Origin of the sequence: Arhodomonas sp. KWT2 (assembly GCF_041949875.1) — a bacterium.
Lineage (GTDB): Bacteria > Pseudomonadota > Gammaproteobacteria > Nitrococcales > Nitrococcaceae > Arhodomonas > Arhodomonas aquaeolei.
The window spans coordinates 53,030-67,853 of sequence record NZ_JBHFPQ010000024.1 but is presented as its reverse complement, the minus strand read 5'-3'; the positions used below and the strand labels follow the sequence as shown (position 1 = coordinate 67,853).

At 68.9% G+C, this 14,824-nt stretch carries 14 protein-coding genes; 11 read left to right on the top strand and 3 right to left on the bottom strand.

Translation table 11 applies throughout. The annotated features are described in order from the left end of the window. Window positions 1–13: 13 nt before the first annotated feature. Window positions 14–1,006, bottom strand: a complete 993-nt coding sequence (locus ACEZHJ_RS02000) for a LysR family transcriptional regulator (RefSeq protein WP_375036185.1) — start codon at window positions 1,004–1,006, stop codon at window positions 14–16. A gap of 169 nt (window positions 1,007–1,175) precedes the next feature. On the opposite strand from ACEZHJ_RS02000, the gene ACEZHJ_RS01995 reads away from it, so the two are divergent. The 8 genes from ACEZHJ_RS01995 (at window position 1,176) to ACEZHJ_RS01960 (ending at window position 9,436) form a co-directional block, all read left to right on the top strand. Next, a complete protein-coding gene (locus tag ACEZHJ_RS01995; protein ID WP_259203560.1) occupies window positions 1,176–2,051 on the top strand; it encodes an ABC transporter permease in 876 nt (291 codons plus the stop codon). Window positions 2,052–2,061: 10 nt separating this feature from the next. After that, window positions 2,062–2,865 carry an ABC transporter permease gene (locus tag ACEZHJ_RS01990; RefSeq protein ID WP_375036184.1) on the top strand — a complete coding sequence of 268 codons (804 nt, stop codon included), beginning with the start codon at window positions 2,062–2,064 and terminating at the stop codon, window positions 2,863–2,865. A gap of 49 nt (window positions 2,866–2,914) precedes the next feature. Then, entirely contained in the window at window positions 2,915–4,069 is a 1,155-nt protein-coding gene (locus tag ACEZHJ_RS01985; protein WP_163143561.1) for an extracellular solute-binding protein, read from the top strand. Between the two features lie 47 nt (window positions 4,070–4,116). Further along, window positions 4,117–5,217: an ABC transporter ATP-binding protein gene (locus ACEZHJ_RS01980; RefSeq protein WP_163142442.1), complete on the top strand. Its 1,101-nt coding sequence runs from the start codon at window positions 4,117–4,119 to the stop codon at window positions 5,215–5,217. Window positions 5,218–5,249: 32 nt separating this feature from the next. Continuing rightward, window positions 5,250–6,608: an aspartate aminotransferase family protein gene (locus ACEZHJ_RS01975; RefSeq protein ID WP_163142445.1), complete on the top strand. Its 1,359-nt coding sequence runs from the start codon at window positions 5,250–5,252 to the stop codon at window positions 6,606–6,608. Window positions 6,609–6,684: 76 nt separating this feature from the next. After that, the gene (locus ACEZHJ_RS01970; protein WP_375036183.1) at window positions 6,685–7,614 is read left to right on the top strand and encodes a 3-keto-5-aminohexanoate cleavage protein; all 930 of its coding nucleotides are present in this window, start codon (window positions 6,685–6,687) and stop codon (window positions 7,612–7,614) included. 77 nt (window positions 7,615–7,691) lie between these two features. Beyond that, a complete protein-coding gene (locus tag ACEZHJ_RS01965) occupies window positions 7,692–8,246 on the top strand; it encodes a TetR/AcrR family transcriptional regulator (protein WP_163142557.1) in 555 nt (184 codons plus the stop codon). Beyond that, on the top strand, window positions 8,243–9,436 hold the full coding sequence (locus tag ACEZHJ_RS01960) for an MFS transporter (protein WP_163142554.1): 1,194 nt from the start codon (window positions 8,243–8,245) through the stop codon (window positions 9,434–9,436). The genes ACEZHJ_RS01965 and ACEZHJ_RS01960 overlap by 4 nt, the downstream gene beginning before the upstream one ends. Window positions 9,437–9,453: 17 nt before the next feature. Here the strand turns inward: ACEZHJ_RS01960 and ACEZHJ_RS01955 are convergent, their stop codons facing one another. Then, window positions 9,454–10,140, bottom strand: coding sequence for a FadR/GntR family transcriptional regulator (locus tag ACEZHJ_RS01955; protein ID WP_018719465.1), 687 nt, complete (start codon window positions 10,138–10,140; stop codon window positions 9,454–9,456). A 214-nt stretch (window positions 10,141–10,354) separates the two neighbouring features. Between ACEZHJ_RS01955 and ACEZHJ_RS01950 the strand changes: the two genes are divergently transcribed. The 3 genes from ACEZHJ_RS01950 to ACEZHJ_RS01940 all read left to right on the top strand — a co-directional run bounded on the left by ACEZHJ_RS01950 (window position 10,355) and on the right by ACEZHJ_RS01940 (window position 13,511). After that, window positions 10,355–11,245 carry a fumarylacetoacetate hydrolase family protein gene (locus ACEZHJ_RS01950; RefSeq protein WP_375036182.1) on the top strand — a complete coding sequence of 297 codons (891 nt, stop codon included), beginning with the start codon at window positions 10,355–10,357 and terminating at the stop codon, window positions 11,243–11,245. A gap of 52 nt (window positions 11,246–11,297) precedes the next feature. Further along, entirely contained in the window at window positions 11,298–12,077 is a 780-nt protein-coding gene (locus tag ACEZHJ_RS01945; RefSeq protein ID WP_018719463.1) for an alpha/beta fold hydrolase, read from the top strand. Between the two features lie 156 nt (window positions 12,078–12,233). Next, on the top strand, window positions 12,234–13,511 hold the full coding sequence (locus ACEZHJ_RS01940; protein WP_375036181.1) for an amidohydrolase family protein: 1,278 nt from the start codon (window positions 12,234–12,236) through the stop codon (window positions 13,509–13,511). Window positions 13,512–13,722: 211 nt separating this feature from the next. Here ACEZHJ_RS01940 and ACEZHJ_RS01935 read toward each other — a convergent pair whose 3' ends face one another. Continuing rightward, a complete protein-coding gene (locus tag ACEZHJ_RS01935) occupies window positions 13,723–14,784 on the bottom strand; it encodes a ribonucleotide-diphosphate reductase subunit beta (RefSeq protein ID WP_375036180.1) in 1,062 nt (353 codons plus the stop codon). Window positions 14,785–14,824: the final 40 nt, after the last annotated feature.

The window sequence follows — 14,824 nt, the reverse complement described above, 5'->3', positions numbered from 1 at the left end:
CGGGCCGTGGCCATTACCCCGTCCGGGGCGGCAGCCGGCGGTTGCCCGGCAGCTCCAGCGCCCCCTGCTCGTGCACGCCGGCACGGGCGATCAGCAACTCCAGGAACAGCCGCTCGGCACGGCCGAGGCGTGAGCGCGGGTTGGTGACGACGTAGATGTCCACCGCCGGCGGCTCGTCGTACGGCGGGAGCTGCCAGAGCACACCGTCGCGCACCTCCCGGTCGACAACGTGGATCGGCAGTGGGCCGATGCCGAGCCCCGCGACGATCATCCGCCGCACCTCCTCCAGGTTGGACGACGTCCCCACCGTGGGCCCCTGCACCGGGAGCTGTGCGCGCAGCATCGCCACCGGGCGCAGCGCGTCGGTGAGCTGGTCCGTGCGGAACGACACGAAGGTCTCGCCGCCCAGGTCCTCCAGGTGCAGCCCGCGGCGCTGGAACAGCCGGTGGCGGGGACCGCAGAAGAAACCGAAGTGCTCGCGGTAAAGGAGCTCGTAGTCCAGCCGCGGGTGCTTCTCGTGCACCAGGCAGATCCCCAGGGTCGCCTCCTTGGCGAGCACCGCCTGGGTGACGTTGCTGGACGTGCCGATCTCGATGTCCAGGGTCACGCGGGGGAAGTGGGCGTGAAACGCCGCCAGCGTGTCGTCCAGGGGTGGAAACGCCACGTGGCTTGCCATGTGGATGGTGAGGTGGCCGGTGAGCTCGGCACCGTCGTCGTCCAGGAGCTGGCGCAGCCGCCCGATGGAGCCGCAGATCTCCTGGCACTCCCGGTAGAGCACGCTGCCGTGCTCGGTGAGCTCGAAACGCCCGGGACCACGATCGACCAGACGCTTGCCGAGCTGCTCCTCGAGCCGGCGCAGGGCGTTGCTCACCGTCGGCTGGCGAAAGAGCAGGCGCTCCGCCGCGCGGGTGATTGAGCCCTCCTGGACGATCACCAGGAAAGTGTAGAGCAGATTCCAGTCGAAATTGCGCCGTAGCGGCTGTCTCGGGTCGTCGCTGCCGGTCACGCGGGCTCCTCGGGCGTCTGTCCTCCGTCCCGAACATAGCATATCGCTATGCGCTGCATTCCGATTATCTATTTGCGAAATGCCTAACCCCTTACTTAACTGAAATCAACCACCGCGGGGCGGGCGCAACCCATACACGACAACACCCCGCCCCACAGGAGGACGACCCATGGCGACAACGGCGACGGCGGGCGGGGACCGCCGCCCGTGGGTGCTGCTGACACCCGCGCTGACCGCGGTCACGCTGCTGCTGGCGATCCCGGCCTGCTTCATCGTGGTCTACTCGTTCTGGCTGCGCACCGGCACCGGCGCCGAGCAGGCGGGCTTCTACCTCGACAACTGGCGCGAGGTCCTCACCGACCCGTTCTACCGCGACATCCTCGGCCAGACCCTGCGCATCGCCGGCATCTCCACGCTGGTGTGCGCCCTGCTCGGCTACATCCCGGCCTACTTCATCGCCTACACCCGCTTCCGCCACCGCGCCTACCTCCTGCTGCTGCTGATGCTGCCGTTCTGGATCAGCTACATCATCCGCACGATGTCGTGGATCAGCATCCTCGGCGTCTCCGGCGCAGTGAACGCGCTGCTGCAGTGGCTCGGGATCATCGATGAGCCGCTGCAGATGCTCTACAACGAGCCCAGCGTGATCCTCGGGCTGGTGCACTTCCTGCTGCCGTTCATGATCCTCAACATCTACGTGAGCCTGGACGGGATCGACCGCAGCCTCACCGACGCCGCCAAGTCCCTGGGCTGCACCGGCTGGCAGGCGTTCCGCGAGGTCACCCTGCCGCTGTCGCTGCCCGGACTCGCCGCCGGCTGCCTGCTGTGCTTCGTGCTCGGGGCGGGCACCTACATCACCCCGATGATCCTCGGCGGCCCCACCGACGCGATGTTCGCCAACCTCGTCTACGAGGCGATCGTCACCCAGCTCAACTGGCCGCTGGGCTCGGCGCTGTCGCTGGTGCTGCTCGCCCTGCTCGGCGGGCTGGTAGCCGTCTACACCCGCTATCTGGGCATCGACCAGATCGCGAAGAGCTTCCGGTAGGGGGGACACGATGAAGGAAACGGGCCTCGGCTGGTCGGTGATCCGCCTCTCCACGATCGCGGTGTACCTGTTCATGTTCGCGCCGGTGGCGGCGGTGATGCTCCTGTCGTTCAACTCCAGCCAGTTCGGCAGCTTCCCCATGGAGGGGCTGTCGCTGCGCTGGTTCGTGGAGCTGTGGCACAACGACGCCATCATCCGCGCGTTCCAGACGTCACTGGTACTGGGCGCGCTCACCAGCGTGATCTCCACCACCATCGGCGTGCTCGCCTCGATGGCGATGGTGCGCTACGACTTCCCCGGCAAGCGCCTGGTCTCCACCGCACTGGTGGCACCGATCCTCGTGCCGGAGGTGGTGCTCGCGGTGGCGCTGCTGCTGTTCCTGCAGTTCCTCTCGGTGCCCAAGAGCTTCCCGCTGCTGCTCGCCGGCCACGTAATCTTCACCCTGCCCTTCGTGGTGCTGGTGGTGCAGGCACGGCTGGTGGGCATCCGCCGGGAATACGAGGACGCCGCCCGCAGCCTCGGCGCGAACCCGCTGCAGACGTTCCGCGAGGTCACGCTGCCGCTGATGCTGCCGGCGGTACTCGCCGGGATGCTGTTCAGCTTCACGATCTCCTTCGACGACATCACCGGCACGCTGTTCTGGAAGCCCGGGGGCGTGGAGACCGTGCCGACGCAGATCTTCGCGATGCTGCGCAACTCCATCAGCCCCGAGATCAACGCCCTGGGCACGGTGATGGTGCTGATCACTGTCGCCCTGCCCCTGACCGGCGCCGCACTCGCACGGCGGCTCGCCGCCCGTATGCGCGGGCGTTGAGCGCGCCACGGCAACCACCGCCACGCATCCCACGAGAGGAGACAGCGAGATGGACGAGAGCACACGTTACGAGCGCCTGCTGGCGCGATACCGCGACGGGGACATCGACCGCCGCACCTTCCTGAAGATGCTCGGCCTCGCCGGCATGGCCGCCGGCCTCGCCGGCGGACCGTTCGGCCTGCTCACGCCCCGCGAGGCGAAGGCGGCGGTCGAGCAGGTCCGCTTCGACGGCTGGGGCGGCGTGGTCTCGGAGGCATTCCGCGAGTACGCCTTCAAGCCCTACACCAGGGCCACCGGCATCGAGGTGGTGGACGGCACCTTCGGCGGCGCCGACGAGTACCTCGCACGGGTCCGCGCCAGCCAGCCCGGGGAGTTCAACATTGCCCACCTCTCCGGCGTGTTCGACTACGCCCGCTACGACGGCCTCGGCCTGTCGACCACCCTCGACGAGGACAACATCCCGAACCTGAAGCTGGTCATCGAGACGCTGCAGAAGCCCTTCCGCCGGATCACCGACGGCCGCCTCTCGGCGGTGCCCTACGACTACGGCACCACCGGCATCGCCTACAACCGCAAGTACGTCAGCGACGAGGAAGCCAGGGATAAGGGTGCGAAGCTGCTCATCGACGAGCGCTTCAAGGACAAGATCGGCGGCTGGAGCGAGTGGAAGACGCGGATCTGGTACGCCGCCCTGCAGACCGGCCAGGACCCCAACGACATCGAGGACATGGACGCGGTCTGGGACGCGGTGCGCCGCCACCGCGACCTCGCGCTCAAGTACTGGAGCTCCGGCGCCGAGCTCATGAGCCTGCTCGGCGAGGAGGAGATCTACGTCACCGAGGGCTGGTCCGGGCGCATCCGCGCACTGCAGGACCAGGGCCACGACATCGGCTACCTCGACCCGCCCGGCGGGCTCGCCTGGCAGGAGTGCCTGTTCGTGATCAAGGGCAGCCCCATGGCCGCCTGCGAGGAGCTGCTCAACTTCATGCTCGAGCCCGAGGTCGCCATCGCCGTCGCCGAGGGCCAGAACTACCCGCCGGCACTGAACCCGAAGAAGGTCGACCTCGGCGAGAAGGTGCCGACCCTGCCGGCGTTCGATCCCAGCGGGACGCTGGCGTCGCTGAACTTCTTCGATCCGGCCTACTGGAATGACCACGAGGGCCAGTGGTCGAAGACCTTCGGCCGCGTCCAGCGCGGCTACTGAGCGGTTGGCGGGGGCAGCGCGCCCCCGCCCGACGACGGGAGTAGAGCATGGCGGACAACGGCAATGCCGTGGAGCTGCGCGGCGTGGTCAAGCGCTTCGACGACTTCGTGGCCCTGCGCCGCGCGGACCTGGACGTACCCGAGGGCAGCTTCGTGACCTTCCTCGGGCCCTCGGGCTGCGGCAAGACCACGACACTGCGGATGATCGCGGGCCTGCTGGACCCCAGCGAGGGGGATATCCTGGTCAAGGGCCGGCGCATCAACGACGTGCCCATCCACCGGCGCAACCTCGGACTGGTGTTCCAGAACTACGCGCTGTTCCCCCACAAGTCGATCTTCGACAACGTCGCCTTCGGCCTTAAGTACCGCCGGGTATCGCGCTCGGAGGTCACCCGGCGGGTGCGCGAGGCCCTGGCGCTGGTGCGCCTGCCCGACGTCGAGGAGCGGTTGCCCATCCAGCTTTCCGGCGGCCAGCAACAGCGCATCGCCCTCGCCCGCGCCATCGTCTTCGAGCCGGACGTGCTGCTGCTCGACGAGCCGCTGTCGGCGCTGGACGCGAACCTGCGCGAGGAGATGCGTATCGAGCTCAAGCGCATCCAGCGCGAGCTCGGCATCGCCACGATCTTCGTCACCCACGACCAGTCCGAGGCGCTGGCCATGTCCGACAAGGTCGTGGTCATGAACCACGGTGTGATCGAGCAGGAGGGCACGCCGGAGGCGGTCTACAACGAACCGGCCACCGCCTTCGTCGCCGACTTCCTCGGCCACTCGAACATCCTGCCGGCACGGGTGCGCGGCCGCGAGGGCGACTACTACCGCGTCGCCCTCGAGGACACGGGCATGGAGATCCTCACCGCCGCCGGAAACGCCGGGCCGCTGGAGACCGGCGCACCGGTGCGGCTGGTGCTCCGCGCCGAGCGCCTGCGCCTCGGCGACGGCCACGAGCACCGCGACGGCGACACCCTGCTCGAGGCGCGGGTGGACACCGTCGACTACCAGGGCCAGCTGGCCCGTTACTTCCTCAGCGTCGCCGGGATGCAGCTGCAGGCGATCAACGCCATCGACCGCCGGCCCTTCACCGAGGGCGCGGCGGTGCAGGTCCGCGTGCGCGGCGACGACTGCGTGGTCCTCCACGGCCACGGCGACTGACCACCACCGACAGGCAAGCGAAGGGAACGACCATGAGCGCATCCGCCGGCGACGAACGACCGCCGTCCCACCTGTTCTACCAGTCCCGCCAGCGCCGCCCGCTGATCGACCGGGCCGAGGGCGTGTACCTGTGGGACACCGACGGCCGGCGCTACCTCGACGGCTCTTCCGGGGCGATGGTCAGCAACATCGGCCATTCCAACCCCCGGGTACTGGAGGCCATGCAGGCCCAGATGGCCCGTGCGACCTTCGCCTACCGGCTGCACTTCGAGAACGAGCCCGCCGAACGGCTCGCCGCCCGCACCGCGGCGGCGATGCCGCTGGGCATGGACCGGGTGTTCTTCGTCTCCGGCGGCTCGGAGGCCGTGGAGAGCTGCCTCAAGCTGGCGCGCCAGTACGCCGTGGCCACCGGCCAGGCCAGCCGCTACAAGGTCGTCTCCCGGTTTCCGAGCTACCACGGCGCCACCCTCGGGGCACTGGCGGTCACCGGCTACGCCCCCATGAGCGCGCCGTTCTCGCCGATGATGCACGAGATGCCCAAGATCCCCGCGCCCACCTGCTACCTGGACCGGGACGGGCTCGACATGCACCAGCGCGGGCTGCGCTACGCGGACATGCTGGAGTCGGAGATCCTGCGCCAGGGCCCGGAGACGGTGCTCGCCTTCATCATGGAGCCGGTGGGCGGCGCGGCCACCGGCGCACTGGTCGCCCCGGACAGCTACTACGCGCGTATCCGCGAGATCTGCGAGCGCTACGGCGTGCTGCTCATCCACGATGAGGTGATGTCCGGCGCCGGACGCACCGGGCGCTTCCTCGCCGGCGAGCACTGGGACGTCATCCCCGACCTCATCGCCCTGTCCAAGGGCTTCGCCGCCGGCTACGCGCCCCTCGGCGCGATGGTCGCGCCCGGCTGGATGGTCGAGCCGGTACTCGACACCGGCGGGTTCATTCACGGCTACACCTATGCCGGCAACCCCCTCGCCTGCGCCGCCGGGCTGGCCGTGCTCGACGAGATCGAGTCCCGCGACCTGGTGGGCAATGCCGCGCGCATGGGCGAGCGGCTCCGGGCCCGGCTGGACGGGCTGGCGGAGCGCTTCCCGATGATCGGCGACGTCCGCGGCAAGGGCCTGCTGCAGGCCGTGGAGCTGGTGGCCGACCGCGAGACCATGGCCGTTCTGCCCCCGGAGCGCATGGCCGCGGCACGGCTGGTGGAGCTCGCCTACGAGCGCGGGCTGATCATCTACTGGCGCCGCACCCGCGGCGGCTACAGCGGCGATCACGTGCTGGTCTGCCCGCCACTGATCGTCGACGAGTCCCACATCGAGGAGATCGCCGCGACGCTCGGCGACGCCCTCGCGGCGCTGGAAGCGGAGCTCGCGGCGGCGAGGTAACCCCGCGGGGACGCCGCCACGGCGTCCCCGCGGACCGTCCCGTCCCCCTGGAACCGACAATCAACGGAGGCGCCTCGTGACACGCAAGGTCATCATCACCTGTGCGGTGACCGGCTCGGTGCACACCCCGACCATGAGCGAGTACCTGCCGGTCACCCCGGAGCAGATCGCCGAGCAGGCCATCGGCGCCGCCGAGGCCGGCGCGGCGGTGCTCCATCTCCACGCCCGCAACCCCGAGGACGGACGGCCCACGCCGGACCCCGGGGTGTTCATGCGCTTCCTCCCGCGTATCCGCACGGCCACCGACGCGGTGGTGAACATCTCCACCGGCGGCGGCATGCCCATGACCGTGCACGAGCGCATGCAGGCCGCGCTGCGCGCGCAGCCGGAGATGGCCTCGCTGAACATGGGCACCATGAACTTCGGACTCTACCCGGCGTTGTCGCGCTACGATCACTGGCGCTACGACTGGGAGCCGGCGTTCCTCGACGCCAGCCGCGACTTCGTGTTCAAGAACACCTTCGCCGACATCGAGACCCTGCTCGCCGAGCTCGGCGACGGCTGCGGGACGCGCTTCGAGTTCGAGTGCTACGACGTCGGCCACCTGTTCACCCTCGCCCATTTCCTCGACCGGGGACTGGTGCGGCCGCCGCTGTTCGTGCAGTTCGTGCTCGGCATCCTCGGCGGCATCGGCGCGGACCCGGACCAGCTCGCACACATGAAACGCACCGCCGACCGGCTGTTCGGCGACGACTACCGCTTCTCCGTGCTGGGGGCGGGCCGACACCAGCTCCCGCTGGCGAGCATGGGCGCGGCCATGGGGGGCAACGTGCGCGTGGGCCTGGAGGACAACCTGTTCCTCGACCGTGGCGTGCTCGCGCCCTCCAACGCCGCCCAGGTCGGGCGCATCCGCCAGGTGCTCGACGGGCTCGGCCTGGAGATCGCCACACCGGCGGAGGCCCGGGAGATGCTCGCGCTCAAGGGCGCCGACCGCGTGGCCTTCTGACCCGCCGCCCCCCCTTCAGGCGTCCCCCGACCGATTGTTAGACTGATCGTTCTATACAGTTCGGACGGGGGCGCAGCATGACCGTCAGCAAACGAGACGCCCTGCTCGACACCGCCGAGCGGCTCTTCTACACGGAGGGCTTCCATGCCACCGGGATCGACCGCCTCGTCAACGAGGCCGGCGTGGCCCGCATGACCCTCTATCATCACTTCCCGGCCAAGGAGGAGCTGGTCGCCGCCGTGCTCGCACGGCGCCACCGGCGCTACCTGGCGGTACTGCGCGCGGCACTGGATGAAGGCCCCGGGAACTCGGTCGCCCGGCTCGTCGACGCCCACTGCGCATGGCTCGCCGAGCGCAGCGCCCACGGCTGCATGCTGGTGAAGGCTATGGGGGAATACGAGCACCACGACCCCGCGGTCCACATCAACGCCCTCGCCTGCAAGCGCGAGGTCATCGGGGTCATCCGCGAGGCCGCCGCACGGGATGGCGCCGGCGATCCGGAACGGCTCGCCGGACAGGTCTACCTGATACTGGAAGGGGCGACCCAGGCGCTCCCGGTGACCGGGGCGGAGCGGATCCGGGCCGACGCCCGGGCGCTACTCGGGGCGATGCACGGCCGGGAGGCGCCATGACCCGGCGGGGCGTGACCGGCTTCGCAGCACTCGGCGCCGGGCTGGTCGCCCTGGGCTACGGCCTCGCCCGCTTCGCCTACGGGCTGTTCGTGCCCTTCATCCGGGAGACCCTCGGACTATCGCCGGAGGCGATCGGGTTCATCGGCGCACTGACGTTCGTGAGCTTCGTCGCCACCAGCCTGTTCGCGCCGTTTCTCGCCGAGCGCCTCGGCGCCCGGACCACGGCGGTCCTGGCGTCGGCGGCCGCCCTCGTCGGCCTGGCGGCCATCGCCGGTGCCCGCGGTGCCGGCGTACTGGCACTCGGGGTCGGCGCCTGCGGTGTGTGCACGGGGCTGATCATGCCGACGATGACCGAGGCGGTGCGCGCCTCGGCCCCGTCCGGCCTCCATGGCCGGCTCAACGCCGTCAACAACGCGGGCACCAGCATCGGTGTGGCCGCCGCGGCACCCGCGGTGCTCGCCTGGGCCACCGACTGGCGCAGCGCGTACACGGCCTTCGCCGCCGTGGCGCTCATGGCGGCCGTGCTCGCCTGGCGCCACCTGCCGGGACCGCGTCCCGGGGGGAACGGCGAGGCACCGGGCACGCGCCCTGCACTGGGCCGCGATCAGCGTCACGCGATGGCGACGCTGTCCGTCTTCGCCTTCGTCATGGGCCTGGTGAGCGCGCCGTACTGGGTATTCACCCCGGACCTGGTCACCGCCCTGGCCGGGGCATCGCCACGGCAGACCGCGCTGATCTGGCTCGCGGTAGGTCTCGCCGGGCTCGCCGGCGGCGGCACCGGCGACATCGTCCACCGGCTGGGCGCACCGCTGACCCACGGGGCCGCCCTCGGCCTGCTGGCCCTGGCGCTGGTGCTGATCGCCGCCGCGCCAGGCAACGGCGCGGTGGCCCTGCTCTCGGCCGCGCTGTTCGGCGTCGCCTACATGACCCTGACCGGGCTGCACGTGGTCTGCGGCGTGAGGATCCTGCACGACCGTCCCGCCGCCGGGGCGGTACCGCCGTTCACCGCTATCGCCGTCGGCCAGGTCTGCGGCTCGTCGCTCGCCGGCGTGCTCATCCCCGGGTTCGGTTACGCTGCGGTATTCACTGGCTTCGCGGCGGCGGGTGCGCTGGTCTGCACCGCGTCGGCCCTCGTGCCCGAGCGGGCGGGCGGTACGGCCCCGACCTTCGCCACAGACCATACCGGCTAGCGTCGGCCGGTGGCCGCTCAGTAGCCCAACAGATTCCGGCGCACGTGCAGCAGGTGCTTTTCGGTCAGCTCCCGGGCGAGCTGGCCGTCTCGCTCCTGCAGCGCGCCCACGATCTCCCGGTGCTCGTGCTGGTAGCCGAGCCGCCGCTCCTCCGTGAGGCTCGCCCGCTTGAGCTTGCCCCACTCGGCCTGACTCCGGGCCTCGTCTATCCGCTCGAATATCTCGATGAGGAACTGGTTGCGGGTCGCCCGGACCATGGCCGCATGCAGCGCCGCATCCCATTTCTCGAAGTCCCGCCAGTCCCGGGCCGCCTCGGCACGCTCCAGGCAGGTACGCATGTAGGCGAGATCGGCACCGCTCGCCCGGGTGACCAGTGCCTCCGCCACCGCCGGCTCGAGCATGAGCCGGACCTCCATCACCTCCGCCGGACTCGCATCGGCGCCGGCCGGCACGTCGGGGACACGATCCTTCGGCTGGCGCCCGGTCACGAACGTCCCCCGCCCGATGAAGCGGATGATCTTGCCGCTGGCCTCCAGGTCCCGGAGCACACCCCGGACCGTGTTGCGGGACAGGCCGAACTGCTCCACGAGCGCACGCTCGGTGGGGAGCTTGTCCCCCGGCGCGAGCTCGCCGGACGCGATGCGCTCCTCCAGATAGGCCTGTACAGCCTCCTTGCCGGTCGCGACGCCTGGACTCGTGGACACGCCACCTCCCTCTAATGCCATACCAAACAGGGCGAAATGGTTCACCGGAATTATACATCACTACGCGCGTCCACCGGTGCCATCCGGCTCGAAAAGCACGTGAACCGGCGCTTTCGGCGCCCTCCGCGACGCTTGACACCGATGCGGAACCAAATTAGGGTTTTTCTCAACCAATAAATAATGATTGGTTTAATTGGACCAAAAGGGACCGCCCATGAAACTAGTCACTTACCGCCACGACGGCGCGACACGCCTGGGGATTCTCGACGCGGACCGGGGACGCGTGTTTCCGGCCTCCGCGTGCGTCGCCGGCGCCCCGGAGAGCATGACCCAGTGGATCAACCAATACGGCGTATCGGTCCCCGACGCCTCCTTCGATGATGCCAAGGCCATCGGTCTCGACCAGGTCACGCTCATGGCGCCGATCCCCACCCCCGGGCGCAACCTCATGTGTGTGGGCAAGAACTACCTCGCCCACGCCAACGAGTTCTCACGCAGCGGTTTCGACCGCAGCGACGCCAAACGGTCCGCGGACGCACCGGAGGCGCCGATCGTTTTCACCAAGGCGCCTTCCAGTGTCATCGGTCCGGGAGCACGCGTCATCTATCCCGAAGGGATCAGCGAGAAGCTCGACTACGAGGCCGAGGTGGGCGTGGTCATCGGCCAGGGCGGCCGCGGGATCCGCGCCGCCGACGCGTATCGGCACGTGTTCGGATACGTGGCGGTCAACGACGTCACCGCACGCGATCTGCAGGCGCTTCACCGCCAGTGGTTCATCGGCAAATCACTCGACACCTTCTGCCCGATGGGACCATGGATCGCCACCGCGGACGAAGTGGACCCTGAGAATCTGAACGTCCGCTGCTGGGTGAATGACGAGCTGCGCCAGGAAGCCAACACCCGCGACCTGATTTTCGACATCCCGACACTGATCGAGACCCTGTCGGCGGGCATGACACTGCGGCCCGGCGACATCATCGCGACCGGAACACCGCAGGGCGTCGGGATCGGCTTCGATCCCCCCCGCTTCCTGCAGGTGGGCGATCGCGTCCGTGTCGCCATCGACGGGCTCGGCGAACTGGTCAACGACGTCACCTCCGCGTAAGACACCGGAAAAGCCGGACTAACCGCAAATTCGACGACAGGAGCGCAAACCAATGCACGCGGTCAACGGAAAACAACTCCTCGTGGAAGAGCACGGCGACGGCGAGGCCGTGATCATGGTGCACGGGCTCGGCGGCGACTCGAATGCCTGGGGCCCCCAGGCCAATATGCTGTCGCGCCATTTCCGGGTGATCCGCCCGGATCTCGAGGGCTCGGGCCTGTCACCGTGCACCGGCGAGCTGTCCATCGACGGCTTCGTCGACGACCTGCTCGCCCTGGCGGATTCCCTCGGCGTCGAGCGCGCCCACTGGGTGGGCCACTCGATGGGGACGATCGTGTGTCAGCACATCGCCGCACGGCACCCGGAACGTACGGCGAGCCTGGCACTGATGGGGCCGATCCTCGAACCCCCGGAGGCCGCTCGCAAGGGTATCCGCGACCGCGCCGCCGCAGCCCGGGACAACGGCATGATCCCGATCGCCGACGCCCTGTACCAGGGCAGCCTCGCCGCGGACACCCGCGCGCACCAGCCCGCGGTCGCCGCATTCGTGCGCGAGCTCGTCATGCGCCAGGCCCCGGAAGGCTATGCACGCACCTGCGAGGCGCTGGCCGCCGCACAGGCCGCGGACCTCGGAGCGATTGGCTGCCCGACCCTGCTGGTCACCGGCGACGAGGACGGGGTCGCCCCGCCCACCGCCGCCCGTGACATGGCGAAACGGATCGCCGGGGCCCACCTGGAGATCCTGCACCGCTGTGGCCACTGGACCCCGCTGGAACGCGCCAACGAGGTCAACCACGCGCTACTCAACCTGTATTTCCACAACCACGCCTGATGCCCCGCCGCAACGCGCGGCACCGGTGACTGACGCACAACGACAGAAAGCGGCACCGGGCGGCACGGCCGCCGCCCAAGCCGCACACGGGTACTGGCGAGAATGGCGCGCCGTCCCGGCGCGCCACGCCCGAGAATTGCACTGGAGGAGAGTGTCATGAGCGAGACCCTGTTCACCAACGTCAACGTCCTGGATTCCACCGGCAGCCAACCCTATGCCGGAGAGGTCCTCGTGCGGGACAACCGCATTGCCGAGGTCGCCGCGGGGAGCGGCCAGATCAAGGCCCCGGCGGCGACGGTCGTCAACGGCAGCGGCGCCACGCTGATGTCCGGCCTGTGCGACGCGCACACCCATCTGAGCTGGATCGACCAGGCAGGCCTGGACAAGATCGGCATCATGCCCGTCGAGGAGCACATCCTCGCGGCGGCCGGATCGGCCAAGACCTATCTGGACAGCGGTTACACCATGTGCTGCGGCGCGGCCGCCGCCAAGCCGCGGCTGGACGTGGTCATCCGGGACGCGATCAACAGCGCTCAGATCCCCGGCCCCCGCTATCTCGCGAACGGCCCGGAGATCTCCACCATCGGCGGCCTGGGCGACGTCAATCCCAGTCACATCAACGCCTACAGCTTCGTCGAGATGATCAACGGCCCGGAGGAGATGCGGCGTGCCGTGCGCATGCTGCTCAAGGAGGGGGTGGATCAGATCAAGCTGAATCTCTCCGGGGAGAACATCACGGGCAACGTCATGGCGGAAGAGACCACCATGTCCGACGAGGAAGCGGAGATGGCGGTACGCGAGGCGCGCCGCAAACCGGGGGTGCGCGTGTGCGCCCATGCCCGCAGCAACGAGTCGATCCGGATGTGCCTGCGCCTGGGCGTCGACATCATCTATCACGCGAGCTTCGTCGACGAGGAAACCCTGGACATGCTCGAGGAGGCCCGCGACAGGATATTCGTGGCACCGGGGATCGGATGGCTCGTGCAGACGGCCTACGGCGCCGGCGACTGGGGCCTGACCCCGGAGATCGCCGCGGACCTCGGCTACGTCCGCGAGCTGGAGGCCGCGATCGACTCGATGAAGCGCATGATCGAACGTGGGGTCAAGGTGCTGCCCGGCGGCGACTACGGCTTCGCATGGACGCCCCACGGGACCTACGCCAAGGACCTGGAGTACTTCGTCGACCTGCTCGGGCTCTCGCCGATGGATACGCTCGTCGCGGCGACCCGCCTGGGCGGAGAGATCATGAAACAGCCTGACGAGCTCGGACAGGTTCGCCCCGGCTTCCTTGCCGACCTGATCCTGGTCGACGGCGATCCACTCAAGGACATTCGCATACTTCAGGACCACGACCGTCTGCTCGCGATCATGAAGGACGGGCAGTTCCACAAGGCCCCGTCCGCCCGCATGAGCCATCAGCAGGAGGTGGCGTAAGCGCAATGCGGGAGCGTCCCCGCCGTTGCCCCGGGTATCTCGACTGCTTGAAAGGATCGCGGCCGTGGGGTGCACGCTAATGCTGACTAGCCCGTCTGGGGCGACGAACCGGGGGACGTCCTGACGTACGCCACCACGACCGCGACGTGAGAAGTATACAGGGGATCCCTGTGCATGACAATGATTCTCATTGCCATGCACAGGGATGGGATCACTCCCAGCTCAGGGCCCCGCCCGTCTGGTACTCGGTCACCCGGGTTTCGAAGAAGTTCTTCTCCTTGCGCAGGTTTGCCTGCTCGTCGAGCCATGGCAGGGCGTTGCGCGCGCCGGGGAAGGGTTCATCCAGGCCGACCTTGCGCGCCCGGCGGTTGGCGACGAAGCGGAACTGCTCGTGATGCATGTCCGCGTCGTAGCCGAGGATCGGGTCGCCGAGGAGGTAATCGGCATAGGCCCGCTCGGCCTCGTCCGCCTCCTCCCACATGGCAGTGACCGCGGCCGGGTCCGGGCGCACGCCCTCCTCCTGCATGATCTGGCGCACCACGCGCATGCCGAAGGTGAAGTGCATGACCTCGTCGCGCATGATGTACTGAAGCTGCTCCGCGGTGCCCTTCATCAGCCCCCGGCGCTGCAGCGAGAAGATCGGGCTGAAGCCGTTGTAGAACCAGCTCCCCTCGAATACCGCGGCGAAGAAGAGATAGGACATCAGGAACTCCTGCAGGGCCTCGGGCTCGGTGAGGTCGATGTCCGGGCGCAGCACCGCGTCGAGGCGGCGGTTGGAGAGCGCGATCTTGCGGTGGATGGCCGGCACCACGCGGTAGCGGTTGTAGATCTCGCTCTGCTCCAGGCCGATGGTCTCGATGCAGTGCTGGTAGGCCCAGGTGTGCATGGACTCCTCGTAGACCTGCCGGGCCTGGTAGATCTGCAGCTCCGGGGCCGACATCTTCTCCATCACCGCCAGGCCGATGTTGCGCATCGCCAGGATGTCCGCGGTGGTGAGGTAGGCGAGCACGTTCTCGTAGACGTGGCGCTCGGTGTCCGTGAGCCGGTGGTGGTAATCGTGCACGTCCTGGGACATGTTGATGTCCACCGGCGTCCAGTGGTTCTTGTTGGCCTTGAGGAAGTACTCCCAGGCCCAGGGATAGCGGAACGGGGCCAGCTGATTGATGTCCGCCTGGCCGTTGATCACGCGCTTGTCCTCAACGCGCACGGGCTCGGCGGCATCCGCGGCCCTGGGTTCGCTCCGCGCCGTGTTCTCGTCGTTCCAGCTCAGCATGATGTCACTCCGTCTCCGGTAATCGTCCGCGCCCCGGGGG